The sequence below is a fragment of the Photorhabdus hindustanensis genome, from assembly GCF_002968995.1.
GTDB lineage: Bacteria > Pseudomonadota > Gammaproteobacteria > Enterobacterales > Enterobacteriaceae > Photorhabdus > Photorhabdus akhurstii.
On sequence record NZ_PUWT01000023.1, the window covers coordinates 134,924 to 161,779 of the forward strand.

Consider the following 26,856-nt stretch of genomic DNA (forward strand, 5'->3'; position numbering starts at 1 on the left):
TTTATCTTTTTAATCAAGGTAAATAACTAAACATGAGTCAAAAATCCCATTTTAATGGTCATAGACTGGAGATATCGATGATGAATATATACCAGAATAATGAAAAAAACGGTATTGGCACAAATGGTCATGATGTTTGCAATGTTGAGTTTTTATCGGCGCTTTGTAGTGGATTAGTTAATCACAAACCCAATAACCTGCAAGATATTCTCAATGCGGTTGCCTTAATTACACCGTTGTTAAATGCGATTCCCAGTGTGGTTTTCTTTATCAAAGATATCAAAGCGCGTTATCTAATTGCGAACCTTACGCTAGCTACACGCTGTGGATTTAAGTCGATCTCTTCGCTACTCGGTAAAACCTCTTCCGAAATCTTTCCTGCTCAGATGGGCAGTTGTTACACCGAACAGGATTTACGTGTGTTGCATCAAGGGGTAATTATCCAAAACCAACTGGAGCTTCACTTCTATCATGGACGCAAAGCAGGTTGGTGCATGACATATAAATTGCCATTGTATAATCAACATAATCAAGTTATTGGTATGGCAGGAATTTCTCATGATTTGATGGAAGTTAAGGAAAATCACCCTGTGTACCAAAAGTTGGCTATCGTTGATGATTATATTCGTGAAAATTTTGATCGAACAATTCGTCTCGAAGAGCTAACTCATTTAACACGTCTCTCGGTTGCTCAATTGGAACGTTACTGTAAACGCATCTTTCACCTGACACCTCGGCAAATGATCCACAAAATTAGAATTGAAAAAGCTTCGGAATTGTTGGCTACAGAATTACCTATCACAGATGTTGCCTTGCAATGTGGTTATACGGATCACAGCGCCTTTACCCGGCAATTTAAAGCGTCAACTGGACTCACTCCCAGTGATTTTCGGCAGTCAATAGGGCTGGTGTAATTTGCCATTTTACTAATACTTCTGTTCTTTAGGAATTATCGACTCTATCAAAGTCTCTCAGCTTTAAAGTTTGCCATTCCTATTATGCTGATTTCGTCATTGTTCACTGCGAAAAGTGACAAGCTTCTCTGATACGAAATAGCCATCATTCCATCAAAACCAATGAGTCACATTTTGTTAACAAAATAAAAACAAGTTGCATTTTAAATATCAAGTAAATCAATGACGATCAAAGGATAGGGTAGGGCTATGAGGAAGAGAAAGGTTAGTTGGCATGGTGTTTTTCCGGCAGTGACGACACAATTTAACCCCGATTTTTCCATTAATTTGGACGCCACACAGAAGGTAATGATGAACCTGATTAAAGATGGGGTTTCCGGTTTAGTCGTCAATGGTTCTGTGGGGGAAAACACGTCTCTGTCTATGAAGGAGAAGCGAGCTATCGTTGAACTTGCAGTAGATGTTGCTGGTGGGAAAGTTCCCGTTCTTTCGGGTATCGCAGAATTGACAACCGATAATGCGTGCAAAATGGTTTCTGAATGCCGCCAGGCAGAGGCTAATGGGGTGATGATCATGCCACCTCTGGTTTATACCCCAACACCGAAAGAAAACAGGGCGTATTTCCGTACAATTGCTGCCTCTACCGATTTACCCGTCATGCTATATAACAACCCTCTGCTGTATAAAAATGAGATTACGCCGAAAATGCTGATGTCTCTGGCCGATTGCGAAAATATCGTTGCATTTAAAGATTCATCAGGCAATACCCGGCCTTTTAGTGATATTCCCAATGAAACAGGTGATCGCTTTATTCTTTTTGCCGGTTTGGATGACGTCGTTTTAGAGTCAGTCGCAGTCGGTGCGGAAGGCTGGATTTCAGGTATGTCGAATGCCTTTCCTCGGGAAGGAGAGACTCTATTCCGTCTGGCTGAACAGAAACGTTATGAAGAAGCTCGGGAATTATATCGCTGGTTTATGCCTCTGTTGCATTTGGACTTCCGCCCTGATTTGGTGCAATGCATCAAGTTGTGTGAAGAAATGGTTGGCCGTGGTAGCGCCATTACCCGCCCACCACGTTTACCTCTCGAAGGGGAAACATTGGCAGAAGTACGCACTATTGTAGAAAAAGCCCTCGCTAATCGTCCTTCACTGCCCGATGTAGGTCTCTGAATTGGGCTGTAACTGTTTCTGATACCCTTGGAGGAATCACTATGTTGGTAACACATTCAGGTAGGCAGTTTATTGGTGGTCGCAGGCAAGCAGAGGGAGAACGCTGTTTGCACAGTCGGCGTGCGGTGGATAACTCACCAATGGGGTATGCGTTTTATCAGGCTACACGACATGAGGTCGAACTCGCCGCTCAAGCGGCAGCCGATGCATTTACACGTTATAGTCAAACATCGTTAGAAGAACGTGCTGTTTTTTTAGCTAGAATTGCCGATGAAATTGATGCTCTCGGTGATGATTTCATTGCTCTTGTATCAGAAGAAACGGCTTTGCCTCCCGCCCGACTTCAAGGTGAACGGTCGAGAACGAGCGGGCAAATGAGGCTGTTTGCCACGTTGTTACGCCGTGGTGATATTCATGCCGCCCGTATTGATACTGCGCAACCTGAGAGAAAACCGCTCCCCAGAGTTGATATTCGCCAGTGCCATATTCCTCTAGGCCCTGTTGCGGTTTTCGGCGCCAGTAATTTCCCTTTGGCTTTTTCAACTGCGGGTGGTGACACGGCGTCAGCATTAGCTGCGGGTTGTACCGTTGTTTTCAAAGCCCATAGCGGCCATATGGCTACCGCCGAAATCATCGCAGAAGCTATTGAACGCGCTATTATCGCCACACAAATGCCCGCAGGTGTATTCAATATGATTTATGGCAATAGCGTGGGGGCAGATCTAGTCAAACATCCCATTATTCAGGCTGTTGGTTTTACCGGTTCACTCGCTGGTGGACGTGCACTGTTCGATCTGGCTATGCAGCGACCACAACCGATTCCGGTTTTTGCTGAAATGTCGAGTATTAACCCGGTCATTGTGCTGCCAAACGCCTTAGCGCAGCGGGGAAAACAGATTGCCCAAGCACTGGTAAATTCATTCACATTAAGTAGCGGTCAGTTTTGTACCAAGCCAGGAATAATCTTGGGTATTCGTTCACCGGAATTTGATCAATTTATTACTCACTTGACGCAGGAAATCACGCTTCGTCCGGCACAGTCAATGCTAAACCAAGGCACGTTGCTCAACTATCAAAAAGGTATTCATCAACTGGATGATGAACCCTTAATGACACGGTTAGCCATTGGCGAACATCATGAAAATCAGGCAAGTGCAATGCTGTATCGCGCAGATATTGCTTTGTTGTTGAATAAAAATTCCCTGTTACAAGAGGAGGTTTTTGGTCCTGTTGCTATTGTGGTCGAAGTCGAAAGCCAATATCAGCTTTTACACGCAATTGATTGTTTGCAGGGGCAACTTACCGCTACCTTGATTGGTGAGTACGATGAATTAGCGAATGCACATGAGCTTAGTCGACGATTACAGAGCATCGCGGGCAGGGTGGTTGTCAATGGCTATCCAACGGGCGTTGAAGTATGTGATGCTGTGGTTCATGGTGGGCCTTACCCAGCGACTTCAGATGCAAGAGGGACCTCAGTTGGCACACTGGCCATCTGGCGTTTTCTGCGCCCGGTATGTTTCCAAAACTATCCCAAATCCTTACTTCCGCCTGCACTGCAAGACCATAATCCGTTAAATATTTCTCGATTAATCAATGGGGTGATGAGCCGGGAAGTATTGTAAAACGCGCAGTTACCCCACGTTAACGTATATCAAATAAGAAACAGAAAAGGGCGAATAATTATGGCGCTATACGAAGCTTCTTCGCTGCCAAAATCCGATTCAGGGCAGGGTAAATTTAAGAAGCAGTTAACACTCACGGATTTAACCTTTATTGGATTAGGGGCTATTTTTGGCTCTGGCTGGTTATTTGCAGCCAGTCATGTGTCTGTTATTGCGGGACCAGCAGGGATTTTTTCTTGGGTAATTGGCGGTATCGCCGTGCTCTTACTTGGTATTGTTTATTGCGAACTGGGGGCGGCTCTGCCTAAATCAGGTGGCATTATCCGTTACCCGGTATTTTCTCATGGTGAACTCATGGGGTATTTAATGGGTTCCATCACCTTAATTGCATTTTCCAGCTTAATAGCCATCGAAGTTGTCGCTGCTCGACAATATGCGGCAGCATGGTTTCCATTTCTCAGTCAGCCCGGTTCTGGTGATCCGACTCTGGCAGGCTGGCTGGTTCAATTTATTTTATTAGCATTTTTCTTTTATCTTAATTATAACAGCGTGAAAACCTTTGCGAAATCTAACAATATTATTAGTATTTTCAAGTTTATCGTTCCGCTGCTCGTCATTATTATCCTGTTTAATTATTTCAACCCGAGTAATCTGCAAGTTCACGGATTTTCTCCTTTTGGGGTATCGGGTGTTGAAGCTGCGGTTTCAACCGGTGGTATTATCTTTGCTTATCTTGGCCTAACGCCCATTATTTCTGTCGCCGGTGAAGTGGAAAGACCGCAAAAAACAATTCCTATTGCTCTTATTCTGTCTATTTCACTGTCTACGGTTATTTATGTTTTATTACAGTTAGCTTTCCTTGGCGGGATACCCTCTGATCTACTCCTTGGCGGCTGGAATAACATTGGGCAATATTTTTCACTGCCGTTTCGTGATATCGCCTTAATCCTCGGTGTGGGGTGGCTCGCTTTTTTGGTGGTATGTGATGCAGTGATCTCTCCAAGCGGTACTGGGAATATTTATATGAATGCCACTCCCCGTGTAGTTTATGGTTGGGCAAAAAGTGGAACGTTATTTAATGTGTTTACCCATGTTGATAAAAAATCGGGGATACCACGTCCTGCACTTTGGTTGACGTTTATTCTTTCTGTTTTCTGGACATTGCCTTTTCCTTCATGGGAAAAACTCATCAGTGTTGTTTCTGCGGCGTTAATTCTGAGCTACGCATTAGCCCCAGTAACCGCTTCTGCCTTACGCCGTAATGCTAAACAGATAAAACGCCCTTTTTATGTTAAATGGTTTGCGATCATTGGCCCGCTTTCTTTTATCATTTCTGCTTTCATTGTTTACTGGTCTGGTTGGAAAACCGTTTCCTGGTTGCTCGGATTACAGATTGTCTTGTTTTTTATCTACTTGTTATTTAAAAATAAAGTTCCTATAGGCAAAGTGAGCCTGCGCCAACAGATAACTTCCTCCTTGTGGCTGATCGGTTTTTACAGTGCCATGATCATTCTATCTTATTTAGGCACATTTGGCGGTAAAGGCATTATTCCGGCACCCTGGGATATCGTTGCAGTGGCAGTGATCTCTTTAATTGCCTTTTATTGGGGAACTTTTAGTGCTTTACCCAATGCTATTTTACCAACCGAGGATGAAGATTAGTGCTGATGGATAAAGGGCAGAGAAGGGAGTTAACGTTTAAGGTTGGCTCTGGAACTGATAGATGGTTCTATTAAAGCTCACTGAGTCGTTAAAAACAGTGAGCTAATTTTTTGTATTTGCCAGTTTTATTGGATTTTGGTGTAGTCAGGTGCGCTTAGTGTTTCAACAGCTTCTTTCGGTTCATGAGGACCCGGGTAATGTTTTCTCAGGAGACTGAGAGTATTGTAGGATATCGGATCACTTTTCCCATCTGTACTTTTGAAGCCAGAGCGATCGATTTCAGCAATGACGAAATTGCTGTTGGTATTATCAGCTTGGGCAATGATGAAGCCGTTGTTGTCGAAAATGGTTGCTCTTCCGATAGAAGGCATGATGGTCCATGCGTTCGAGTTCGATGCGTAAGAGGCAGTGTTAACCATATGAAGCCAGTATTGCTCCCGCCAAAGTTTATCTCTAGCGGTTAAATTGTAGGGCCATGCGGCGATATGAATGTTTTCATGTTGAGCCATCATATTGTAGGTCATAAGAACTTTGAAATGTTCACCGCAAGAAAGTTGGCCAATTCTACCCAGAGGGGTATTAACGACTTTCAAGTTATCAGCCATAGGTGCATCCGAGAAGAAATCCCGCTCTCCGCGTGAAGGATTGATTTTACTTCTTTTGTCAATCACAACGCCATCCGAGCTGACAAGTACTTGAGTCATGTACAGATTTTTGGTCTTGGTGTTTTTCTCCGAGATCCCCATAGACAAATAGACATGGTTATCAGACGCAATTTTCAGGAGCTCTTTCCACTCTTTGCTGCCGACTTCGATGGAGTTATCAACGTATTTTGAAAAAGGCTTAGGAGGCATCCCCATTGCGTATTGCGGGTCTCCATTGATAAATCCAGGGAGCCAGAGTTCAGGGAATGCTACAAGTACGGCGCCTTGAGCTTTGGCTTCTTTCACAAGTTTGTCTGCTTTTTTTAAGCTAGCTTCCACATCAAAGCGTACAGGGGCGGCATTGATCGCAGCAACCTTAATTGGACTGGTATCTGTGAGGAGCTCATTTTGGATGGTTTCATCAGCAAACGATGAACTTATGTTGATGGATAACAGAACAACCAGAGAAGCTTTGAAAAATCGCGACGGGAGTTTAGGAGGGATTTTATTTATAGTGCTTATTTTTGATGAACTAAACAGATGGCGAAATTTCATAAGTTTTCCTTATTCCCAAAATTATTTAATATAAAGCTATGACATCCTTGGAGGGCGTTCAGAATTCTGTGTCACGTTAATTGAGCGGTTATAACGTTATCACATTATCCAAACGTCCTTCAAAGTAAATATAGAGTTGCGACAGCGTTAGATTCCAGCTCTGTATTGGCATTGTCCATTTTTCCTGTGCATTGAGAAGCCCCAGATAAAGCAGTTTCATCAGACTGTTTTCGTTCGGGAACGCCCCTTTAGTTTTTGTCAGTTTCCTGAACTGACGGTGGACTGACTCGATGGCATTGGTTGTGTAAATCACCTTGCGGATGCCCGCCGGATAGCGGAAATAACCCGACAGGTTACCCCACTTACGACGCCAGCTCTGGATGACTACCGGATACTGTTGACTCCATTTCGCCTCCAGTTCGTCCAGTGCGCTTTCTGCGGCGTCTTTTGAGACCGCACGATACACGGGTTTCAGATCAGCCATGAAGGCTTTGTGGTGCTTTGAAGCCACGTATTTGATGGAGTTACGGATCTGGTGAATGACGCACAGCTGCACCTCCGTTTGCGGGTATATGCTGTTGATGGCTTCCGGGAAGCCCGTCAGACCATCAACACAGGCAATGAGGATATCTTTCAGTCCGCGGTTTTGCAGGTCTGTCAGCACGGATAGCCAGAAGTTTGCGCCTTCGCTTTCAGACAGATACAACCCAAGGATTTCCTTTTTTCCCTCAAGATTGAGCGCCAATACGGTATAGACAGCCTTGCTGACGTAACGACCCTCCTCCCGGATTTTGTAGTGGATGGCGTCCAACCAGATAAAGGGATAAATGGCTTCCAGCGGGCGCTGCTGCCACTGTTTTAGCTCGGGGAGCACCTTGTCCGTGACGGCGCTGAGGGTGGCGCTGGAAACGCTAAAGGCGTATAGGTCTTCGATTTCCCGGCTGATATCGGTGTAGCTCATCCCGAGGGCAAACAGGCGGATAATCTTCCGCTCTATCTCGTCTGATAACGTGGTCTGGTGCTTCTTAACCAGTTGGGGCTCAAAAGTCCCATTACGATCCCGTGGTGTAGCCAGTTCAAAGTTGCCGGTCGGGGCTTTGAGGGTCTTTTTGGTAGAACCATTCTTCCGGTTGGCCTCAAGGTCATTAGCCAGATAGGAGTCAAGTTCGGCAGCCAGAGCGGCTTCAGTAAGCTGCTTAATCAATGGGGTCAGGATGCCATTCTTACCGGTCAGTGCCTGACCCTCCTGAAGTGCTTTCAGGGCTTTGTCGAAATCGAAAGATTGAGTCATTTGTCATTCCTTTTTGAGATATATTACTGGAATGACACAGAATTTCTAACACTCCCCATCCTTGTCCACATTGATGCCGATAGATTTAAACAAGCTCATCATAAATTAAGATCAATATTTCCTGAAAAATCAATTATCTTCTGCAATGCTTGTTGCTTCAGGAACCTCAATTAATTTTCCTGACTTCACATCATATATGTACCCATATATGGAGATATTTGCGGGGACAAGAGGGTGGGTACGAATACGATGAATATCTTCAACTACGCTATCAACTTGATTGCTAATGGTAAGCCATTTGATATATTTTCCCTCGGATGATCCTGTACCGTTGCCGACATCTTTAAATCCCTCTTCCGTCATTATCGCGCTTTCCAGGCTGCTTTCTAGTAGATCGCCCATGATATTGTCTGTAAAAAGCTCCATCCCACAATTAGTATGGTGAATTACAAACCACTCTTTTGTTCCAAAAAGTTTATAGGAAATGATAAGTGAACGAATGGCATCATCACTGGCTCTTCCACCTGCATTACGAATAACATGAGCGTCACCTTCAGATAAACCTGCAAATTTTGCTGGATCCAACCTTGCGTCCATACAAGTCAATATGGCAAATCGTCTGACAGCAGGTAAACCAAGGTTTTTTTTATCACCAAAAGTTGCTGCATATGCAATATTAGCGTCACTTATTTCTCTGATAACACTGCTCATCCTTCCTCCCTTCATATAGAAAATCAACTTTTTAATAAAGCTAGGGTACCCATCTAGATAAATGAATATGAGGCTGAAAATACAGATATATAAAAAAAATTTATGAAAAATATATACTCGTATCCTTTGTACTGGTCAAGTAAATCCTAAGTGTTTCAACACACATTGTGATGTAATGATGTTTTCGGAGTTTTCGGTGGAGAGAGTTATACTTTAAAAAAATTTTAAGGTAATCATGGTGCGCATAGGGTTATGGTATGATTCCGAATTATGGTGGAGGGAGTATGGTTCTCCACAGGTTTACCTACCTAATTTATGCACTATACGCAAGGATACCATATGCAGCTATCTATATCAGTCTTTACATCTTTTGCTTTCCTCATTGCTCCGTTTTTCACTCAAGCACATAGTAGCAATGCTGCTGGTATTAGCGTTGAAAAATTGCTTGAGACTGAAAAGTCTTGGGATGGCGTATATTATCAGGGATACCCTAAAGGCACTCCTCAGCTTTCAGTTCTCAAAATTACTATTGCTCCAAATACCAGCCTTGTTTGGCATGAGCACCCGATACCTAATGTAGCTTACGTGCTGGACGGGGTGTTAACGGCAGAGAAAAAATCCAGTGGCGAAAAACGTTTTATAAAGGCGGGAGAGGTGGTACCGGAGATGGTTGACAGCACTCATCGCGGTTACACAGGCAAAGAAGGTGCTACTCTCGTGGTCTTCTACGCAGGGCAAAAAGGAATCCTTCTTTCTAAACCCGTTGAGTGAAAATCACTCTCAGGCACGCAGAGAGTACACTTGAGACGACCTTTAACAACCTGGGAGCTGTTGGCGCAGATAAGTGGGGTAGGGAAGTGTGGCTCCATTCAGGCTTGCCTCCTTTTTCCCATCAGGATAGTGCCAGAGATCGATATACTTTCAGATTGCCTTGCGGCTGTACTCGCTGTCTTCAATCAATCATCCGTATCTAGCGGGTGGTGTACAAACATAGTCCGCTGGTGATCATTGTTATGCCTTGCTATAATTGTATTACTCAGTAATACAATGAAGAGACGAATTTTATGGCACGAGTAACTAGTGTTACCCTTGGTGAGCACTTCAACGGGTTCGTTGGTGATATGATCCAATCTGGTCGTTATGGCAACACATCCGAAGTTGTCCGCGATGCTTTGCGCCTGATGGAGGCTCGCGAGCAGCGTATTCAGAATGTTCGTGAAATGGTGTTGGCTGGCCTGAATTCCCCCGTCAGCAAAAACAGCATGGATGATATTTTTGTAATGGCAGCGAAGGACTTAAATGTATAAGTTTTCCGAGTTGGCTGATGAAGACATATTTCATATTGCCCGTTATACGATACAGCAGTTTGGTCAAAATCAGGCGAGGCGTTATCACGATGAACTGAAAAGAACTTTTGAGCTACTAGCCACATCTCCCTGGATTGGCAGGGAATGTGATTGGGTATGCGCAGGAATGCGCCGCTTCGAGTTCAAGAAGCATTCCATCTATTACATGTTGCAGGATGGCGACATCTTCATTTCACGCATCATTCACCAGTCGATGGATGTTGATATACTCGACTTCCCAGAGTAAGTTGTTATTCCAAGTTTAAAATGTCACTCCATTTCCATATCAGTTGCACGTAGCGAAAACCTGTTGCCAAACTAAAAATGCTGGTAACAGGTTTATATCAAAGCCTTGCTGTTTAACAAAATTATATGCAGCCATTTTTTAAAACCTCCAATTGAAATTAACAATTATATACTAGATCATAAAAAACTTTTTCATATTCTTATTTTTATAAATAACGTTTCATAATTCTGCCACACATGATATTATGCAACCAATTGTTATACATAGAATTATTGGTGGTATAAGATGTGGCGCTATTTTGGAATCTTATTTATATTCCTCAATAATAACTATAATATTTCGACACGTTTGTAAAATTTCTATAAATAGGGGAAATATAGATGCACAGCGTGGTTTCATTTCAATGAAATTATTTTTTCTGGTATTTTCCCCTCAATAAAAAAGACTGTGCCGACCATTAAGGAAATATATTACTGTATTTCTCATACCCACCATAGGTATTGGTGTTGATGGTGGGTATGAGAGGTGTTATTATTCTCTTGGTTTTGATTAAAGAGAGGGATAATGTCTAGCGATGAACTAATAAAGCAAATCAAAGCGGTTGGCTGGAATTTTGTGCGAGCCAATGGTTCGCACCATGTTTTCGAGAAATCAGGGGAACCCGGCCCGATAGTAATTCCGCATCCGCGCAAAGATTTGGCGGTTGGGACGTTCAATAAAATACTTAAACAAGCAGGACTGAAATAACTTAATTAAGCGGTTGAAAGGCCGCTCTTTAATCAAAGAGAAGGTGTAAGCATGAGATATCCTATTTATTTACATCAGGCTGACGACGGATCGTTTTCCGGTTTTGTGCCAGACGTGATCGGATGTTACTTTGCTGGCGATACCATTGACGATGCTATTAGCGATGCTCAAAACGCATTAGATACTTATTTTGAATACATGAGCGAAAAGGGAGAGGCTCCAGTACAAGCCAGAACTGTCGCTGACCATCTAAGCAATGAAGATTGCACCGGCGGCGGTTGGGCTTATGTTGACATGGATTTAACTAAATACGATGGAAAAGCCGTCAAGCTAAACATTACTATGCCCCAACTTTTGTTGGGTAGAATTGATGAATACGTGAACTCACATCGTGAGTATCATAGCCGCAGCGGATTCTTGGCTGAATTGGCTCGGCGTGAGCTGTCGAAACACTCGTAAGATAATCCCTCTATCAAAACCATGAAAAGCCCGCTAATAGTGGGCTTTTTCTTTCAGAATACCAAAGTGACATGACTATATTGGTGCTACAACCAGAGTGCGCCTAATGTATATTATGTTAAATAGCCTTAGACGATGAACAACTTCACATAGAACTAGGTGGTTTTGGTACCCTTTCCTGTTCTAGTGTTACGATAATTACGATAGGTTGAATGATGTACTTTTTATATGTACATTGCATGTGTACACCTACTTCTACCTAAGGAGATAACCATGCAAACCTATACCTCAACTCAGGCCAGAGCCAATATTTCTGTGGTGCTGGATACCGCAGTCAATGGTGAACCTGTTGAAATCACCCGTCGGGACGGCAGCGCTGCCGTAGTGATCAGTAAAGCGGAATTCGAGGTGTATCAGAATGCAAAGCTGGATGCCGAGTTTGATGCCATGATGCAACGTCATGGTCATACAGTGGCAGCGTTGACTGACCGATGATTTGGGTGAGTGCTCAAGAAGTTATTGCCTTCCACTAGTCGGCGCTGAGCCTTCTTTCATTAGCTTCACGGCTTATAGTCAGGTTATTGATATCTAATTCAGCTCCCTTTCCTAATGAAAACTCACCTTACGATCAAATGCTAAGGCTCAATGAAATACTATTGCCCTCCTCTCCTTTTCAGGCCATCCAGAACTGAGGGTAGTCAGCGGGGGCAGTTCATGGCCCCTATAAGTCTTCCAGTAAATTTCTGGCAAGTTGCCTGAGCATTTCTAGTTCCTCATCTTTCATCCGCATGATGCAGCGGATCTGATTAGGAAGAGCTGTTATCAACTCTTTCTGCGCCATAGCCTTTTCAGTCAGTACAACTTTCTTCATCCGCTCATCACCGGCAACCGAAACCCGGTTTAAAAACCTCTTGGCTTCCAGTTTTTGTACAAGTGGAGTCAGTGTTCCTGAATCAAACAACGTTTTCTCGCTCAGTTCCCTGAGAAGAATATTGTCCTGGTCATACAGGGCAAGTAGCACGATGAACTGCGGATAAGTCAGATCAATTTCTTTGAGGAGAGGCCTGTACTGGCGGATCAGGGCATTTGTGACCGAATACAGGGTGAAACACAATTGTCCGCCTAATATGCTGTTTTTGCTCATTTTAATGTTCTCTTTCAGGGAATCAGTATAAAAAATTATAAATAATATTTGAATAAAAGTATATTGCGCACAAGTATTATTCGTGCAATATTAATTTTGAGTATGGGATGTAAGCCTTCCCTGAAGAACACAACAACCACACAATTTACCGAGGATTATTATGAAACCAGTATCTGCTCTCCTGACCTCTGCCTTATTTGCCTCCATGACTTCTACCGCCGCAGCACAACCCGTCAATTCCCCGGCACCGACGACTGGTGTACAGGCATTTCTTGATGTTCTGAATTCCGGTCACGGCAGACCGATAGAACAGATGACCCCGCAGGAAGCCCGCCAGGTGCTGTCGGATGTACAAAAAGGCGCAAAACTGTCTGCCGCACAGCTATCTGAAAAAACGATAACCGTTAACGGTCAGGACATTAAGCTGAAAATCGTGAAACCGGAGAACGCAATCGGAATGCTGCCTGTGTTCATGTTCTTTCATGGCGGTGGATGGGTGCTGGGTGATTTCCCGACTCACGAACGTTTAATCCGTGATCTGGTCAGGGCATCCGGCACCGTAGCCGTGTATGTGGATTACACTGCGTCTCCAGAAGCCCATTTTCCTGTGGCCATCAGTCAGGCTTATGAAGCCACTAAATGGGTGGCAGCGAACGGTAAGGAAATTGGTGTTGACGGAAGCCGTCTGGGCCTGGTTGGCAACAGTGTCGGAGGTAATATGGTAGCCTCCGTTGCCTTGCAGGCGAAACAGTATGGTGGACCAGAAATACGCTATAACGTAATGCTGTGGCCTGTTACGAATGCAGACTTCAATACTGTGTCCTATAACCAGTATGAAAATGGCTATTTTCTCACGAGAAATATGATGCAATGGTTCTGGGACAATTACACAACCAGCGCCGCAGATCGTAACAATATTCTTGCTTCTCCGCTGCGAGCCAGCACCGGCCAGTTGAAAGGATTTCCGCAGACACTGATTCAGACAGCTGAACTAGACGTACTGCGTGACGAGGGCGAGGCATTCGGTCGTAAGCTGGATGCAGCAGGTGTACCAGTGACGGTTACCCGCTATAACGGCATGATCCATGATTTTGGTCTGCTTAATCCGCTGAGTAAAGAGCCAACAGTCAGAACGGCAATAGAACAGGCTGGCGCAGCACTACAGAAACACCTGAAATAACCGCACCTTTCTGAGTTGGCATATAGCTTACAGGGTGCAGTCCCGCTTGCAAAAGTTTTTAGAACATAGCGCCCTTGCTGGGCGTTATGTTCATGATCAGGAAGTTTCCAGTGGTCGATTGAAAATCCTAAGATCGAGACTCATCAAATCCCTTAACGTGAGTTTTCGTTCCACTGAGCGTCATATCCCGTTTTGGATAAAGATATTTTGTGATCTAATTCTCTATTTAAGAAAAATGCCCATTAAATAAAAGGTGATTTAGTTCACGTTATTTTTGTTTATAGATTAATATTTAAGCGATTTAATTTTTCTGCATGAGTAAAATGTGATCTGAGCGATATAAATAAGGGGCGAAGAAGAGGAACTTGGTGATATTAATCACAAAAAAACCTCGCGGTACGCATCTGAAAAAAGGCGTGATAAAGTGAAGGTGTTCAACAATCAACAGGCGTTATTTGGCGATAACGTCTACCAAACCTTATCTTTCTCGTACCACGAGGTTTTGTCATGGTAACATCAAATATCAAATTAAAGGTACAGAATTTTGGGCGCTTTCTCAGTAATATGGTCATGCCCAACCTAAGTGCTTTTATTGCGTGGGGCCTTATCTCCGCCCTATTCATCCCGACTGGCTGGTTCCCGAATGAAACGCTGGCGCGACTTGTCGACCCTATGATCACCTATCTGCTCCCTCTGCTGATAGGCTATACAGGAGGCCGTCTGGTCGGTGGCGAGCGCGGTGGTATCGTTGGCGCTATCACAACCATTGGGGTCATTGCCGGCGTAGAGATTCCCATGTTTATGGGAGCTATGATCGCAGGCCCATTAGGAGGTTTTGCCATCCGTCATTTTGACCGCCGGGTGGAAGGTAAAGTTAAAAGCGGTTTTGAAATGCTGCTGAATAACTTTTCATCAGGCATTATCGGGATGCTCCTTGCAATACTTGCTTATCTGGCAATTGGTCCTCTAATCGCTGAGATATCAAAAGTTCTGGCTGCCGGTGTGAACGTGATAGTCACATATAATCTGCTGCCGCTGACGTCTATCGTTGTCGAACCGGCAAAAATCTTGTTCCTCAACAATGCAATCAACCACGGTATTTTCTCTCCCCTGGGGATTCATCAGGCAGCTGAAATGGGAGCCTCTATCTTCTTCCTGATTGAAGCAAATCCAGGGCCGGGGTTAGGTGTTTTGCTGGCTTACATGTTCTTTGGCAGAGGAAATGCCCAACATACTGCTTCCGGGGCGGCCATCATTCATTTTCTTGGTGGTATTCATGAAATCTACTATTTGGCGAACGATAACCTGATTACAGGTATTGCTGCGGCTTTGCATTTCAGGAGTGATTCTGATCCGCAGGCTGTAGAAATGAGAAGGATAATTAACGAGGAAGGTATAAAACAGGCAGTTCTCCATATTTGCCGACTGGATGTTCAGTTTCCTATTATTGAGCGTATATGCAGTGAATATCAGCGCTTAGGGGCACTTATGCGGTGAACACGGTAATCAATTTCTACATTTAATAAAACTGTTAAAATTCACTTCATAGCTACAGGGAACAACGTCGTTGTGAAGTGAAAAATCATCATGGAAAATAGACAAAAAACAGAAAACCAGCTCCTCGAACGGCTCAATAAGCGAACCGAGGTCAAGCCATTTATTCAGGAAGTGATCCACCTGATAACGGGAGCTATTGACCAGTTGATGTTAAAAGTTTTCCGTAAAGATGATTATGCTGTGAAATATGCTGTTGAACCGCTCCTCCAGGGAGATGGCCCGCTGGGCGAACTGGCAGTCAGACTTAAATTGGTTTATGCGCTTGGGGCTATTTCCCGTGAAATCTATGAAGATATCGAACTTTTTCTGGCTTTAAATGAAATGTTACAGCAAGAACAGCAGCGTTATGAATTTACGGATGATGAAATCATCGGCCCAGTCAGGATGTTGCACTGTATGGGGGTTTTACCTGAAATGATGCGCTTTGACCAGCCAGAGGATGTGATTGATCAGCAATTGATTGATTTACAAAAGTACCGATATAAACAAATGGTGCGTTCTTCTTTAGTGCTGGCAGTGACGGTATTAGTTACCGAAATTTTGGATACGGGGGAGATTGGAATAGGGATATAAAGCCCGACTCGCCAAAGTGGACAGCATCGCAGTATTACAGAAGGATAGATGCTCCGTCTCAATAATATGTTGTTACCCTCCTCTCCCATTTTTCTGGATAAACACATTGGTATTTTTTGAGGCTCATGTTTGGTTATGTTTGACGATTAACCTTTAAATTAAATTCATTTTTTACATGAAAATATAAAAAGTGAATTTATTATGAAAATAAAAATAATGTTTTTGGGGAATCATGAATGTTTTTATTTGGTAGCCACATAATTACGATGAGAGTACTTATTCGGAAGTATTATAGTTAATAGATATAGCATTTGAAGGAAATAATTATAAAAGGAATTTTTTACCATAATTATTCTGAAAAATATGAAGTAAAATGTTTGCTGTTAATCACATTAAGAACATCCAGAGTCAGGATAGTTGACATTATTACCAGAAAATCCATTCGGCGTGAGTGGTTAAAATATAATCTATCTCAATTATCAGCGCCGACTTACCCTTATTTAAAACACCACTATATTGTTACCTTTCCAGATTAAATATGTGAGATAAATCATAAATTACAGGGAGGTTAAATACACTGATATTAAAGATGGTTTCATGGAAAATTATAGGAAAATAAATTGTCATTATATATTAGATTTGCCCTTTTTGATTTCTGCTACTATTATGGTAAATGGAATTTAGGTTTCTAACCTAATTCCACCTAGGATGGAAAATATAAGCAGTTTTTGAATTTTAAAATTGTAACATCATCGATGTGGTGATTTGTATTTATCACGCATTATTACATATGATTTTGTAAATAATATGTTTAAATATGTAAATTCTGAAACTATTTAAGGAGAGTTTTATGCTCAAGAAATTATTAACAGTTGGGGCATTAGCAACAGCATTAATCGGAGGAATTGGGACTGCATCGGCGGCACTCGACAAATGCCCATCTCAGGCGACACAAAATAATGGCCGAGTATATTTAAGATATGTTGTTAATCCTCATAATGCGTTTGCTAATCAATTTACAAGAGATGGGATTAAATGGTATTTTCAAGGGCCTGCTTTCCAATGTTCATATAATGGAACTGCTGCTTGGGCTGCTCAATATAAAGGTACCAAAATTTAAAAATCTACTGAAAATCCCCGTTATCTTTAACGGGGATCTTGCTTTTATTATGTTCTGAATTGAACCTGTTCAACAGGTTTATTCTTCGCAGAGTAATACCTTATCCATAACGCAATAAATACCAAAATAATAGAAAAAACCGATACAGACAGAGTGAGTTCCTTAAAAATAAACCTGCTTATATTTATCCCCGATACCTCCCAGGATAAAAATAATGCGACAGGGCATGTCAAAAAACCTGAGATAAACCCAATAACAATCAGATGGTAAAGTTTTCTTTTGTTCTTTTTTTGAATAACAGGAGCTAATGTTTTCTGATATCGCCAGTACTTTATGGTGAGGTACAATAACCCTAACAATGAACTGAGATGCTGTAGAATTTTATATATACTTATCCCCTGCCCGTTGGTAATGGAATGGAAAGTGCGGAATTGTAGTAGAGGAATTAGCTCGACAAAGAAACCTTTATCGTGTGTGAATGCATCCCAGACAATATGGGTTACAGCTCCTAGAAATAACGACAGCACAAAAACAACTCCGTCCTTATAACCCTGTCTTTCATAACGAGTAAAAGGTATTGGGAAAAGGACGGATAAAGGATATGACAAAAGACGTACAATTAAAAATATCAATAGACATAAAGGAAATGCGGTATAAAACCATCCGGGTAAATGATGCGCAGTGGTTGCTATATCATATAATCCAACAGAGTAAAAGAAATCAGGAGACAAACTACCCATAATTAGCGCCGGCAAATTCAATAACCTTCCCCCCGGAAGACTTTTCAAAGGAAAAACGGCTGCTGGATGTGAAAATGTCCACGGCATTGCGAAAAATCCTGAAATAAATGTTAAAGTCTGCGATAGGAAATTTTACCATTGGCCGTTCTTCTGAACAATTACCGCAGATGAATTTAGAGATTTCCAATACTACATCGTATTGTTGAAGCATGGTAGTTACCGATTTCGATTTCAGATTTAGAACCTTTAATCAAAGTCGGTAACTCGTTTCTTTTAAATTGAAGTGTCAGATTGAGTCTGAGCTAAGACATTATGTTTTTTTAATATCTCTTGAACTCTATCTTTAGGAATAGAAAACGAAGTATTGCCATTTCTCCCAACCATTTTTTTGGCGGCGATCATCGCATTAATTATTGCTTCTTCTGTTGCATTTATTGTGGCTTCATACAAAGGATCTAGTTTGTCATTTGACAGTATTTTTATTGTTCTTATATCTTTTCTAGAGAATGCATCACTATTTGCGGTTGAAAATGCAATAAATATCTCACCGCTGGTATTTCTGGCCACCCCACCGACCTTTGCCAATCCAAGAGATACCCGTTTAGCTATTTTATCTAATTGGTGAGGAGCTAATGGTGCATCTGTAGCTACCACTGCGATTATAGAACCGGCATCCTTTATTTCTTTCTTGTTTCCATGATATATCGGCTTGAGATCCTGTATTTCTTTACCAACTGGAATCCCTGCAATAATCAAATCGTCCCTATCGCCAAAGTTGCCTTGAACAAGAACGCCAACAGTATATCCGCCATCTTTTTTATCTAGAATTCTTGATGAAGTTCCTGTGCCTCCCTTAAACTTAAAAAGGTTCATTCCCGTTCCGCCGCCGACATTACCCTCTTCTATCGCTCCTGATTTTGCACTATTCAACGCATGATATACATGTTCTTTCTTTACATGCATACCGTTTATATCATTTAATATTCCATCCCACGTTTCTGCAACCACAGGTAATAACCAAAATAAATCATCTTTTAGTGGTGACGTTAGATTATTATCAAACATCCAGCTAATTGTTGAATCTCTAACAACACCAACACTATGAGTATTGGTTATTAATATTGGCGTTTCCAGGAAACCACTTTCTTTGACCCATTGATTGCCGGTCATATCTCCATTTCCATTTAAAGAGAATGTACTAGAAAATACCGGGCTAAATTTCTTTCCTCTTGGCAATATAGCTGTAACGCCTGTTCTTATTGGGCCTTTGCCAACCTCTAGCTTTCCATCGCCTTCTATTATGGTTGAATAGCCAACTTCTACACCACTAACATCTGTAATCGCATTATATTTCCCGGTTACTCCAGAGAAAGGAATGCCTAAATCCCTTGCTCTAATCTCATTGGCTAAAGCGTTAGAAGCTATCACTGTCGATATAGATAAAATTATAATGTTTAATATTTTCATAACTACTCCTTGTTATACCAAATTAACTCGAAGGTTTAAGATTCAGAACACGAAGATCTAATACGAAAAGGATTCGTTTTTGACCAGTCGATATAGTCTTTTGCACAATTACGTGATTATATTATTCAGGTTCATAATTTATTGTGATATTCCGCTGATATTTAGCAGGGAGTAAGTCCATGATTGGGCGCTTCACGCAATTGAGTTCCTCATCTTGAATAAGCACCATCGCTTGTGGCGCATAGTCAGAAATCAGTTCTCGGCACATACCACATGGGGACACGATATTAATCTCTCCGTCACGAGAGTGATAAACAGCCACTACTGTGTCGATGTCGGCAGAGCCGTATTCCGTCACAGCGCGTCCAAGCGCAATGGCTTCTGCGCAAACTGCGATACGACCAACATTTGCTTCAAGATGCACGCCCGTTACAATTTCGCCAGAGCGCAGACGCAGCGCGGCACCCACAACATGCCAATCCGGTTTGTATCGAGATATGATCGCCGCTCTTGCAGCTTCAATTAGGGAAACATCTTCTTCTTTAAGAACGACGTTTTCGTTGTTCGAGACCATGCCTATTCTCTCATTACCTCTAATTGTTGTTTTAAAGTTGAAGATTCTTATTTCTTTTTGTCACTATCAATAACGCTCACCGATCAAGTGAGCGTTAAATTCTGTATCAGTTATAAAAGCCACTTTTTTGTTTTGTCACACAGACTTTCTATAATGGCATATTGATACCCTTTATGTTCATCCCTCTCCTTAGTTGATGTAATGCAATACTTCTCCAACAGCGTCAAAAAGACGATCCAAATCAGCTCGTTCAGCATTGAACATAGGCCCGAATTGCAGCGTATCACCGCTAAAGCGTACGTAAAAACCCGCTTTCCAAAGTATCATACTGGCATCAAAAGGACGTACAGCGGCATCACCGTCACGGGCAGCCAATTCAATTGCCCCCACCAAGCCACAGTTGCGAATGTCGGTCACATTTGGGCAGTTTGTGAGAGAGTGAAGGGCCATTTCGAAATGAGGGGCAAGTTCAGCAGAGCGCTGGATAAGGTGGTCTTTATCCAGCAGATCCAAGGTTGCCAACCCTGCGGCACAAGCTACCGGGTGTGCCGAATAAGTATAACCATGATTAAACTCCACAAGGTGTTCCGGCAGTGGTTGAGACATAAATGCCTCATAAATTTCACTGCTTGCCACTACGCCCCCCAGAGGAATGGCACCATTGGTAATTTGTTTGGCAAAATTAAGAATATCTGGCGTCACACCAAAATATTCAGCGCCGGTCCAGCGCCCCATACGACCAAAGCCAGTAATAACTTCATCAAAAATCAACAAAATATTATGTTGATCACAAATTTCACGCAGGCGTTGTAGATACCCTTTGGGCGGAATAATTGCGCCAGCGGAACCGGCCACAGGCTCGACAATGACCGCCGCGATATTGGAGGCGTCATGCAGTTCGATCAACTTGAGCATCTCATTGGCCAACTCTACGCCGCCGGTTTCTGCCATACCTGGCGTAAATGCCATATTGGCCTGTAGCGTATGGGGTAAGTGATCTACGTCCATCAACTGTCCGAACATTTTGCGGTTGCCGCCAATCCCTCCCAAACTGGTACCCGCAATATTGACACCATGATAACCACGTGCACGGCCAATCAGTTTGGTTTTCGTGGGTTGGCCTTTCACACGCCAGTAGGCTTGTGCCATTTTGACTGAGGTGTCTAAAGTCTCAGAACCTGAGCTGGTGAAAAAGACGTGATTGAGATCACTGGGTGTTAAATTGGCAATTTTTTCTGCCAGTTGAAACGATAAGGGATGACCGAATTGAAAGCCTGGTGAGTAATCAAGGGTACTCAATTGGGCAGCGACAGCTTTTTGAATTTCTGTCCGGGTGTGGCCCGCTCCACAGGTCCAAAGACCGGACAGACTGTCATAAATCTGGCGTCCTTTATCGTCTTTTAGCCATTTTCCCTCGGCAGCAACGATAAGGCGTGGATCGCGTTGGAAATTTCGGTTGGCACTGAATGGCATCCAGTGAGATTTTAAGTTTAATGGTTCAGAATAGTGGGTTTTAGACATGGATAACTCCTTCCAAAAGAATGAAATTTGAGTTTAGTTCAACCTCCTATTTTTTCCAATAATGACGCATATTATTAGATCGCAAATAATATTGGACGCAATTAAATATTTAAGTTCTTTATATTTAATCTTTAACCTATTTACAGTTGTAAAGTAGAATAGAGAAAAATATAGGGCGGAGATGCCGCCCTATAAGAAATTATAATAAGATGAATAAACTTATTTTATAATTTTTAATCTGTAATCTTATAGCTTTGAATAAGATGTTCTCCCTTTTCATAGTCCAAAGCCTTCTTGGTTATATCTAACAGGTGTTCATTATTTTTATTACCTCTTAAAATGCCCCCCTCTTTTAATGAATATGTAAATTCAATACCAGACTCAACAATCTTTATCTCTTTCAATTCAAAGTCATTTCCATACAAATAACTTACTATTTTTTGCTTTAAGATTGGCACTAACATTTTGTAAGTAACACCGGCAACAAGGGTAATAACTGCACTTATGTACCAAAGAGTAGTTTCTTCAATATCGGATACTCTTTTTTCTTGCCTGGAGTTATTTTCACTATAGTTCTTTTCGACCAATTCAACTAACGCAGAATGGGATGCAGTTAAATTGATATGGGCAGAAACCAAACTTTCCACTAATGAATTATCATGGAGTAGCTGTGAAGGTTTACCAGGTTTAACTTTCCACTCCCCGGTAGTCGTATAAATAACTGTACATTCCTTTCTTTTATCAAAGTTTTCTTCTGTAATAAATGCAGAATCGCTAGACACGTCACTCATTTTGATAAGCTGATTCTCAATATACTCTCCAGTTTTAACATAAAATTTTATCTTAGGCTGAATGTGATATGTGTCGCTAGGTGATGGGAGCCAGGAATAGCCAATAAAACCTGCTCCTGATTTAATACCAAATGTAAGACAGCTATACCACTGATTAATTTCTTGCTCTGTCAAATCGAAACCATTTATTTTAATTCCGACTTGGTTTGGTTCAGTTTCTTCACTCAACTTACTTAAAGATGGGTTTATATGTTCGTCGCTAGAATCAAATTCTGCCTTCCATATGCTACCTAATTCTATATCTTTTAGGGAATGAGTAGATATTTTTGAGCTCATACCTACTACCTTATTGTGTGAACTAGCCTTCAATTTAAATTCAAGCGGAATAGTAAAAGCGTTTTCATCTCCTATTTCATACTTAGATAATGTCATATAAGTTGATGAGTTAGCAAACACCTTATCACTTACTTCTGATTGTGGTTCACTAAGAAAGCACCAAAACTTTTTCTTTTTATCTTGCTGGTTAATGATATAAATCTTGTATTCTGCTGACATAATTTCACCTATAAATCCTATAAATCCTATAAATAGAATATTAGAGTTATGTGATTAGCTCATTGGCTTACATAACAGGTATAGCAGGTCATATAAATAACATAGTCAGGTTATTTATGTTTGCCGTGATAATCATATAGATCTGTAGCAGCAATTAATTATATTGCAAAGGCAGAGGCGGTTTATATAAATCAAAAGCTGCTATAGAAAAGAATAGTACAGGGAATTTAAAAATCCAATTTAACTTAATTAATATAAATTAATTATGTCGTTATTTATTTTATTACAGACTGACATATTTTGTTATTAAAAGATATGAGGCTGGTGTTTATATGGGATATTAGGTTATCAAATATATGATTACGTTTAAGATTGTACCTGATATTTTAGCCTGTAATTTAAATAGTTCTGAATGCTGAATTGACTATTTTGGGTATGATAAAAACTCACTAAAATCAAGCTTAAATTTATTTTCAATAAATTCAATTAAATATATGCAGGTTATTTTATGGACTTAATTTTCACTAGATACAAACTCTAAGTCCCCTATCCTTTTGACGGCATCAGTGACCTCGACAATGAGTGAGGGAGAAATGTCACCATCGTACATTTCTCCCTGAACGCCTCTGCGAGTTACCTTAGTATTTTTTTAGGCATCAATGGAAATATCAGTGATAGGTATACATTGACAAGTAAGGCACATCCCTTGCTCTGAAGGTTCTACGTCATTCAAGTGTTGCACTTCTCCGCTTTTTAATTTCACAGCACAACTTTCACACTGTCCAACCCGGCATCCACTTGCCATCTTAATACCCATTTTTTCGCTAAAATTAAGGAGTGTCCCTTTGTCAGGAGACCATTCAAGAAGTACGCCGGATTTTTCGAATTTAACTGCAAAACTCTTCCCATCTTTAATTTTTACCGGAGTTAGCGATCGGAATATTTCTTTATAGATATCAAAAGGCGGAACGCCTCGAGTGAGTAAACCTTCTTCGAAGGTTTTCATCATAGGAACCGGGCCACACATGTAAAAACGAGCTTGCTGTTTAATCAGCGTTTCAGGAACCGCATCCGCAGTAATATATCCATGATGCTGGTAATTAATACCCTCAATATCCACTGGCAGCGGATTACTGTAACAGTTGATTACCTTCAACTGCTTAATTTTTGATTCAAGCTCTTTTAGCCTTTTAGAAAAGGCATGTGTATTGCTATTTTGATTAGCATACAGCAATAAGAGTTCAGGCTTTTCACCGTTAGCTGGAAGAGATTCAAGATAACTTATAAATGGCGTAATACCGATTCCTCCTGCCAACATAACAACAGGTTGCTTAGCATTAAGCGGAATAATAAAGTTTCCTCCCGGAGGCGTCAGATTCACCTCGGCTCCTGCGACCAATGCCCTATTAATGTATGAAGACATGATGCCTTCAAAATTCTCTCCGCCAGACATTGTGCCTTTTTGGTGCCTTACGGAGATACTGTAAGTTTTTCTATTGTTGAGTGTTGCCGCTCCTGTCAAAGAATAGGCCCTGATAACAGGGTCATCTTGTCCTGGTATAGCAGCTTGTACGGTGATGTGCTGACCGGGTTCATAATCAGGCAACATGCTTCCATCTTTTGACTCAAGAATAACCGTTTTAACACCTTTGGCTTCGGGTTTTGTTTCTACAACACGAAACGTTTTACGGCCCTGCCACGGTCTTCTCCCCGGGTTGACATCTTCTGCGAGTTTAATATCACAGCGGAATGAACGGAGCGGAGAAGCGCCGCTGATAGGATCGCAAGAGTTGTCAGAAATAAGTGCGTTATAGTTACTGCTGTTTTTTCCTATAACGGGAAAACCCTCTTTCCCATAATCGGGACACGCTTGCCACCAACCAAACTCGGCAATTATCGTATCGTAAGAAATATTATTATCTAACGATGCTTTAAAACGTGCCTTGCCGTTGCGGGTAATGACTTCTACCCAATCTTCATTTTTAATACCTTTCTCTTCGGCCAATCGACTGTTTATCTCAAGTTTCGGATAAGGTGATTTTTTACGTAGACTGGCTAAACTTCTCTGTTGGCTATGACAATAGAAGCCATTTTTTACCGAGGTCAGTCGATAAGGGAAATGTGACTCAGAGTTTAAATTCTCTTTGGGTTCAGCATATATCGGTAGTGGTGGATAACCATGCCGCCACAATTTCTCAGAATAGATTTCAACCATTCCTGTTTCGGTATCAAAACCTTTAACTGTGTTCTTTACAGGATCGATGCTTGCGTATTTCCGATCATGCTGAATTAATGGAATTGAAATACCTGCCGGCTTTTTTCTTAACGTCTCTACGGTCAAGCCAATAGGCTCAAGAATATAATTCCATCCCGCTTCAACGCTGCCATTAAAAAATATCTCATTCATGCCTAAGCGACAGGCCAAGTCGAAGACAATTTCATTATCTGACCGGCTTTCTCCCCGAGGTGAAATCATTCTTTGTCTTAACTGAACCAGCTCCTCTGCCTCGGCTGAAATCTCAAATCCTACACGTAGTCCCTCCCTCTCCCAAGGCGTATTCACGGGAAGTAAGATGTCAGCATAATGTGCTGTGGGCGTTTCAAAGAGATCACAATGAACATGAAATTCAAGCTGTTTTAGCGCCTCTATCCCAATTTTGGTGTCAGCATGAGATGACAACATATTCGTACCAAATGCCATCATAGCTCTAATAGGGTAAGGCCGCTTGTGCAAGATTGCTTGATATAGATCTTGTGATGTTATCCAACCATCTAGTGGTGGCCCCAACGGTTTTTCCTTAAAGCCAAGTGCTTTTTCTTGCTGTTCCTTCGGCATAAGCCTGCGGGCATTCACAAGATTTACTGGAAGCTTATTGTACACTCTGTTGCTTCCCTGCGTGTCAAAACACCCCGTTAAGGCGTACAGCACGGCAATTGCTCGTTCAGTTTGGGTTGCATTGGTATGCTGAGCCACACCAGTCCAGGAATGATAAGCAATGCGTTTGGAAGACATGATTAAATCTGCTGCATATAGGAGTTTTTCTTTAGTTATACCTGTGATTTTTTCTACATATTCAGGTGTATATTGTTGACACTCATCTATAAGTAGCTGGAATGCAGATTTACATTGTATTTTTTTATTTACATCTTCTGCGGAGTTAATTGAAAATTCGCCGAATAAAGCATAATTATCATTTTCATCACATGGCACATTTTCGTGAATATCATACACTAGCGGAGACTGAGTTATGTTATTCCAGACAACATACCTGTTTTTCTTAGCTGAAATGTTTATATCTTTTTCTCTTAAAAAAAGACCATTATCATTTCGTACTAACAATGAGGCGTTCGTCCACCGTGCTACAAACGCCTGATCATATCCTCTTCGGTTTATGATGATATTTATTAGCCCTAGGGCTAATGCGGCATCCGTCCCAGGATTGATGTTGAGCCAGTTATCAGATTCTTTAGCAAGAGCCGTATATCTGGGATCTACAACGATAAGTTTGGCGCCTGCATTTCTTCCCGCCCCAATAGCTTCTGCTTGCGCAAGCCATGTATTTGTTGGATTGTGCCCCCATAAAATGATCAGCTCGGCATTTCTGTAATCAGCCACAGGAATACTGCACCCAAAGGTAAACTTATGTGCCTCGTCTTTATGCCAGTTACACACCTCTGTACCATTGCAGACGTTAGGGCTGCCGAAATTTCGAACGAAGCGATCTATCCATTCAAGGCTGTCACTAAGAGGTGTTCCACTTGGTGAGGTGATTGAGAAAGCAACCGATTCTGCACCAGACTCAGCCTTATAGAAAGCTAGTTTCTCAGCAACATACTTCAAAGCTTCATCCCAGGTGATTTTTTCCCAGCCTGGATCTGCATCTCCTTTGGGATTTGTCCTACGAAGAGGATAAAGAATCCGGTTAGGACTGTGAGCCAATTCTGGTGCAGCTTTACCCTTCATGCACATGGCATTGCCGGTCGGGTGATTCGGGTTCGGCTTGATTTTTATCAGTGTATCGTTACAAACTTCGTTGACAGTGCCACATCTTGATCTACAGAGAGTACAAAATCCTTCTTTAAACTCACTCTTCATAAGATAACCTCATATAGCTTCACACAATGTTTACTTTGTGGTTTTTTCGGATGATTGATACCAGTACGTATTACTGGTTCCTTCTTAATTAACCAAATGATTAATTTCATTGTAATAGAGAATTAAGTGAATGATTTCACGGATAGAAAGTTTTTGAATTTTCTATC

At 41.8% G+C, this 26,856-nt stretch carries 23 protein-coding genes and 1 pseudogene; 14 read left to right on the top strand and 10 right to left on the bottom strand.

What is annotated here, in order from left to right; genetic code table 11:
• Nucleotides 1-77 precede the first annotated feature (77 nt).
• From C6H66_RS09595 to C6H66_RS09610, 4 genes are all read left to right on the top strand, one after another.
• Nucleotides 78-914, top strand: a complete 837-nt coding sequence (locus C6H66_RS09595; RefSeq protein WP_082300784.1) for an AraC family transcriptional regulator — start codon at nucleotides 78-80, stop codon at nucleotides 912-914.
• 249 nt (nucleotides 915-1,163) lie between these two features.
• A complete protein-coding gene (locus C6H66_RS09600) occupies nucleotides 1,164-2,084 on the top strand; it encodes a dihydrodipicolinate synthase family protein (RefSeq protein ID WP_046394415.1) in 921 nt (306 codons plus the stop codon).
• A gap of 41 nt (nucleotides 2,085-2,125) precedes the next feature.
• Nucleotides 2,126-3,709 (top strand): aldehyde dehydrogenase (NADP(+)), encoded by a 1,584-nt coding sequence (locus tag C6H66_RS09605; protein ID WP_046394416.1) that lies wholly within the window; start codon nucleotides 2,126-2,128, stop codon nucleotides 3,707-3,709.
• Nucleotides 3,710-3,769: 60 nt separating this feature from the next.
• Nucleotides 3,770-5,371: an APC family permease gene (locus C6H66_RS09610; protein WP_105395445.1), complete on the top strand. Its 1,602-nt coding sequence runs from the start codon at nucleotides 3,770-3,772 to the stop codon at nucleotides 5,369-5,371.
• Between the two features lie 125 nt (nucleotides 5,372-5,496).
• On the opposite strand, the gene C6H66_RS09615 is transcribed toward C6H66_RS09610, so the two are convergent.
• The 3 genes from C6H66_RS09615 to C6H66_RS09625 all read right to left on the bottom strand — a co-directional run bounded on the left by C6H66_RS09615 (nucleotide 5,497) and on the right by C6H66_RS09625 (nucleotide 8,572).
• Complete coding sequence (locus C6H66_RS09615) at nucleotides 5,497-6,570, bottom strand: nitrilase-related carbon-nitrogen hydrolase (protein ID WP_105395446.1); 1,074 nt, start codon at nucleotides 6,568-6,570, stop codon at nucleotides 5,497-5,499.
• A gap of 88 nt (nucleotides 6,571-6,658) precedes the next feature.
• Complete coding sequence (locus tag C6H66_RS09620) at nucleotides 6,659-7,861, bottom strand: IS256 family transposase (RefSeq protein WP_105395447.1); 1,203 nt, start codon at nucleotides 7,859-7,861, stop codon at nucleotides 6,659-6,661.
• 129 nt (nucleotides 7,862-7,990) lie between these two features.
• Nucleotides 7,991-8,572 carry a beta-class carbonic anhydrase gene (locus tag C6H66_RS09625; RefSeq protein WP_046394418.1) on the bottom strand — a complete coding sequence of 194 codons (582 nt, stop codon included), beginning with the start codon at nucleotides 8,570-8,572 and terminating at the stop codon, nucleotides 7,991-7,993.
• Nucleotides 8,573-8,911: 339 nt separating this feature from the next.
• Between C6H66_RS09625 and C6H66_RS09630 the strand changes: the two genes are divergently transcribed.
• The 6 genes from C6H66_RS09630 to C6H66_RS09655 all read left to right on the top strand — a co-directional run bounded on the left by C6H66_RS09630 (nucleotide 8,912) and on the right by C6H66_RS09655 (nucleotide 11,866).
• Entirely contained in the window at nucleotides 8,912-9,343 is a 432-nt protein-coding gene (locus C6H66_RS09630; RefSeq protein ID WP_105395448.1) for a cupin domain-containing protein, read from the top strand.
• A gap of 293 nt (nucleotides 9,344-9,636) precedes the next feature.
• Nucleotides 9,637-9,879: a type II toxin-antitoxin system ParD family antitoxin gene (locus tag C6H66_RS09635; RefSeq protein ID WP_011146500.1), complete on the top strand. Its 243-nt coding sequence runs from the start codon at nucleotides 9,637-9,639 to the stop codon at nucleotides 9,877-9,879.
• Nucleotides 9,872-10,165: a type II toxin-antitoxin system RelE/ParE family toxin gene (locus C6H66_RS09640; protein ID WP_105395449.1), complete on the top strand. Its 294-nt coding sequence runs from the start codon at nucleotides 9,872-9,874 to the stop codon at nucleotides 10,163-10,165. Before C6H66_RS09635 ends, C6H66_RS09640 begins: the two co-directional genes overlap by 8 nt.
• A gap of 564 nt (nucleotides 10,166-10,729) precedes the next feature.
• On the top strand, nucleotides 10,730-10,912 hold the full coding sequence (locus tag C6H66_RS09645) for a type II toxin-antitoxin system HicA family toxin (protein WP_065391865.1): 183 nt from the start codon (nucleotides 10,730-10,732) through the stop codon (nucleotides 10,910-10,912).
• Between the two features lie 51 nt (nucleotides 10,913-10,963).
• Nucleotides 10,964-11,371, top strand: coding sequence for a type II toxin-antitoxin system HicB family antitoxin (locus C6H66_RS09650; protein ID WP_046394422.1), 408 nt, complete (start codon nucleotides 10,964-10,966; stop codon nucleotides 11,369-11,371).
• A 273-nt stretch (nucleotides 11,372-11,644) separates the two neighbouring features.
• Nucleotides 11,645-11,866 carry a type II toxin-antitoxin system Phd/YefM family antitoxin gene (locus C6H66_RS09655; protein ID WP_036780625.1) on the top strand — a complete coding sequence of 74 codons (222 nt, stop codon included), beginning with the start codon at nucleotides 11,645-11,647 and terminating at the stop codon, nucleotides 11,864-11,866.
• A 226-nt stretch (nucleotides 11,867-12,092) separates the two neighbouring features.
• Here C6H66_RS09655 and C6H66_RS09660 read toward each other — a convergent pair whose 3' ends face one another.
• Nucleotides 12,093-12,515, bottom strand: a complete 423-nt coding sequence (locus C6H66_RS09660) for a MarR family winged helix-turn-helix transcriptional regulator (protein ID WP_036806164.1) — start codon at nucleotides 12,513-12,515, stop codon at nucleotides 12,093-12,095.
• Nucleotides 12,516-12,675: 160 nt separating this feature from the next.
• On the opposite strand from C6H66_RS09660, the gene C6H66_RS09665 reads away from it, so the two are divergent.
• From C6H66_RS09665 to C6H66_RS09680, 4 genes and pseudogenes are all read left to right on the top strand, one after another.
• Nucleotides 12,676-13,695: an alpha/beta hydrolase gene (locus C6H66_RS09665; RefSeq protein ID WP_046394423.1), complete on the top strand. Its 1,020-nt coding sequence runs from the start codon at nucleotides 12,676-12,678 to the stop codon at nucleotides 13,693-13,695.
• Nucleotides 13,696-14,202: 507 nt separating this feature from the next.
• A pseudogene (locus tag C6H66_RS09670) lies at nucleotides 14,203-15,015 on the top strand (PTS transporter subunit EIIC); the annotation flags it as partial.
• Nucleotides 15,016-15,282: 267 nt separating this feature from the next.
• Entirely contained in the window at nucleotides 15,283-15,825 is a 543-nt protein-coding gene (locus C6H66_RS09675) for an MltR family transcriptional regulator (protein WP_046394426.1), read from the top strand.
• 850 nt (nucleotides 15,826-16,675) lie between these two features.
• Nucleotides 16,676-16,945 (top strand): LCI fold-containing protein, encoded by a 270-nt coding sequence (locus tag C6H66_RS09680; protein WP_105395450.1) that lies wholly within the window; start codon nucleotides 16,676-16,678, stop codon nucleotides 16,943-16,945.
• A gap of 47 nt (nucleotides 16,946-16,992) precedes the next feature.
• Here the strand turns inward: C6H66_RS09680 and C6H66_RS09685 are convergent, their stop codons facing one another.
• From C6H66_RS09685 to C6H66_RS09710, 6 genes are all read right to left on the bottom strand, one after another.
• Nucleotides 16,993-17,772, bottom strand: coding sequence for a DUF4184 family protein (locus C6H66_RS09685; protein ID WP_105395451.1), 780 nt, complete (start codon nucleotides 17,770-17,772; stop codon nucleotides 16,993-16,995).
• Nucleotides 17,773-17,958: 186 nt separating this feature from the next.
• Entirely contained in the window at nucleotides 17,959-19,152 is a 1,194-nt protein-coding gene (locus C6H66_RS09690) for a DmpA family aminopeptidase (RefSeq protein WP_046394429.1), read from the bottom strand.
• Nucleotides 19,153-19,273: 121 nt separating this feature from the next.
• The gene (locus tag C6H66_RS09695) at nucleotides 19,274-19,726 is read right to left on the bottom strand and encodes a cytidine deaminase (protein ID WP_105395452.1); all 453 of its coding nucleotides are present in this window, start codon (nucleotides 19,724-19,726) and stop codon (nucleotides 19,274-19,276) included.
• A 189-nt stretch (nucleotides 19,727-19,915) separates the two neighbouring features.
• The gene (aptA, locus tag C6H66_RS09700; protein WP_105395453.1) at nucleotides 19,916-21,247 is read right to left on the bottom strand and encodes an omega-aminotransferase AptA; all 1,332 of its coding nucleotides are present in this window, start codon (nucleotides 21,245-21,247) and stop codon (nucleotides 19,916-19,918) included.
• 233 nt (nucleotides 21,248-21,480) lie between these two features.
• Nucleotides 21,481-22,593: a hypothetical protein gene (locus C6H66_RS09705; protein WP_046394432.1), complete on the bottom strand. Its 1,113-nt coding sequence runs from the start codon at nucleotides 22,591-22,593 to the stop codon at nucleotides 21,481-21,483.
• Nucleotides 22,594-23,242: 649 nt separating this feature from the next.
• Nucleotides 23,243-26,689: a molybdopterin-dependent oxidoreductase gene (locus tag C6H66_RS09710; protein WP_105395454.1), complete on the bottom strand. Its 3,447-nt coding sequence runs from the start codon at nucleotides 26,687-26,689 to the stop codon at nucleotides 23,243-23,245.
• Nucleotides 26,690-26,856: the final 167 nt, after the last annotated feature.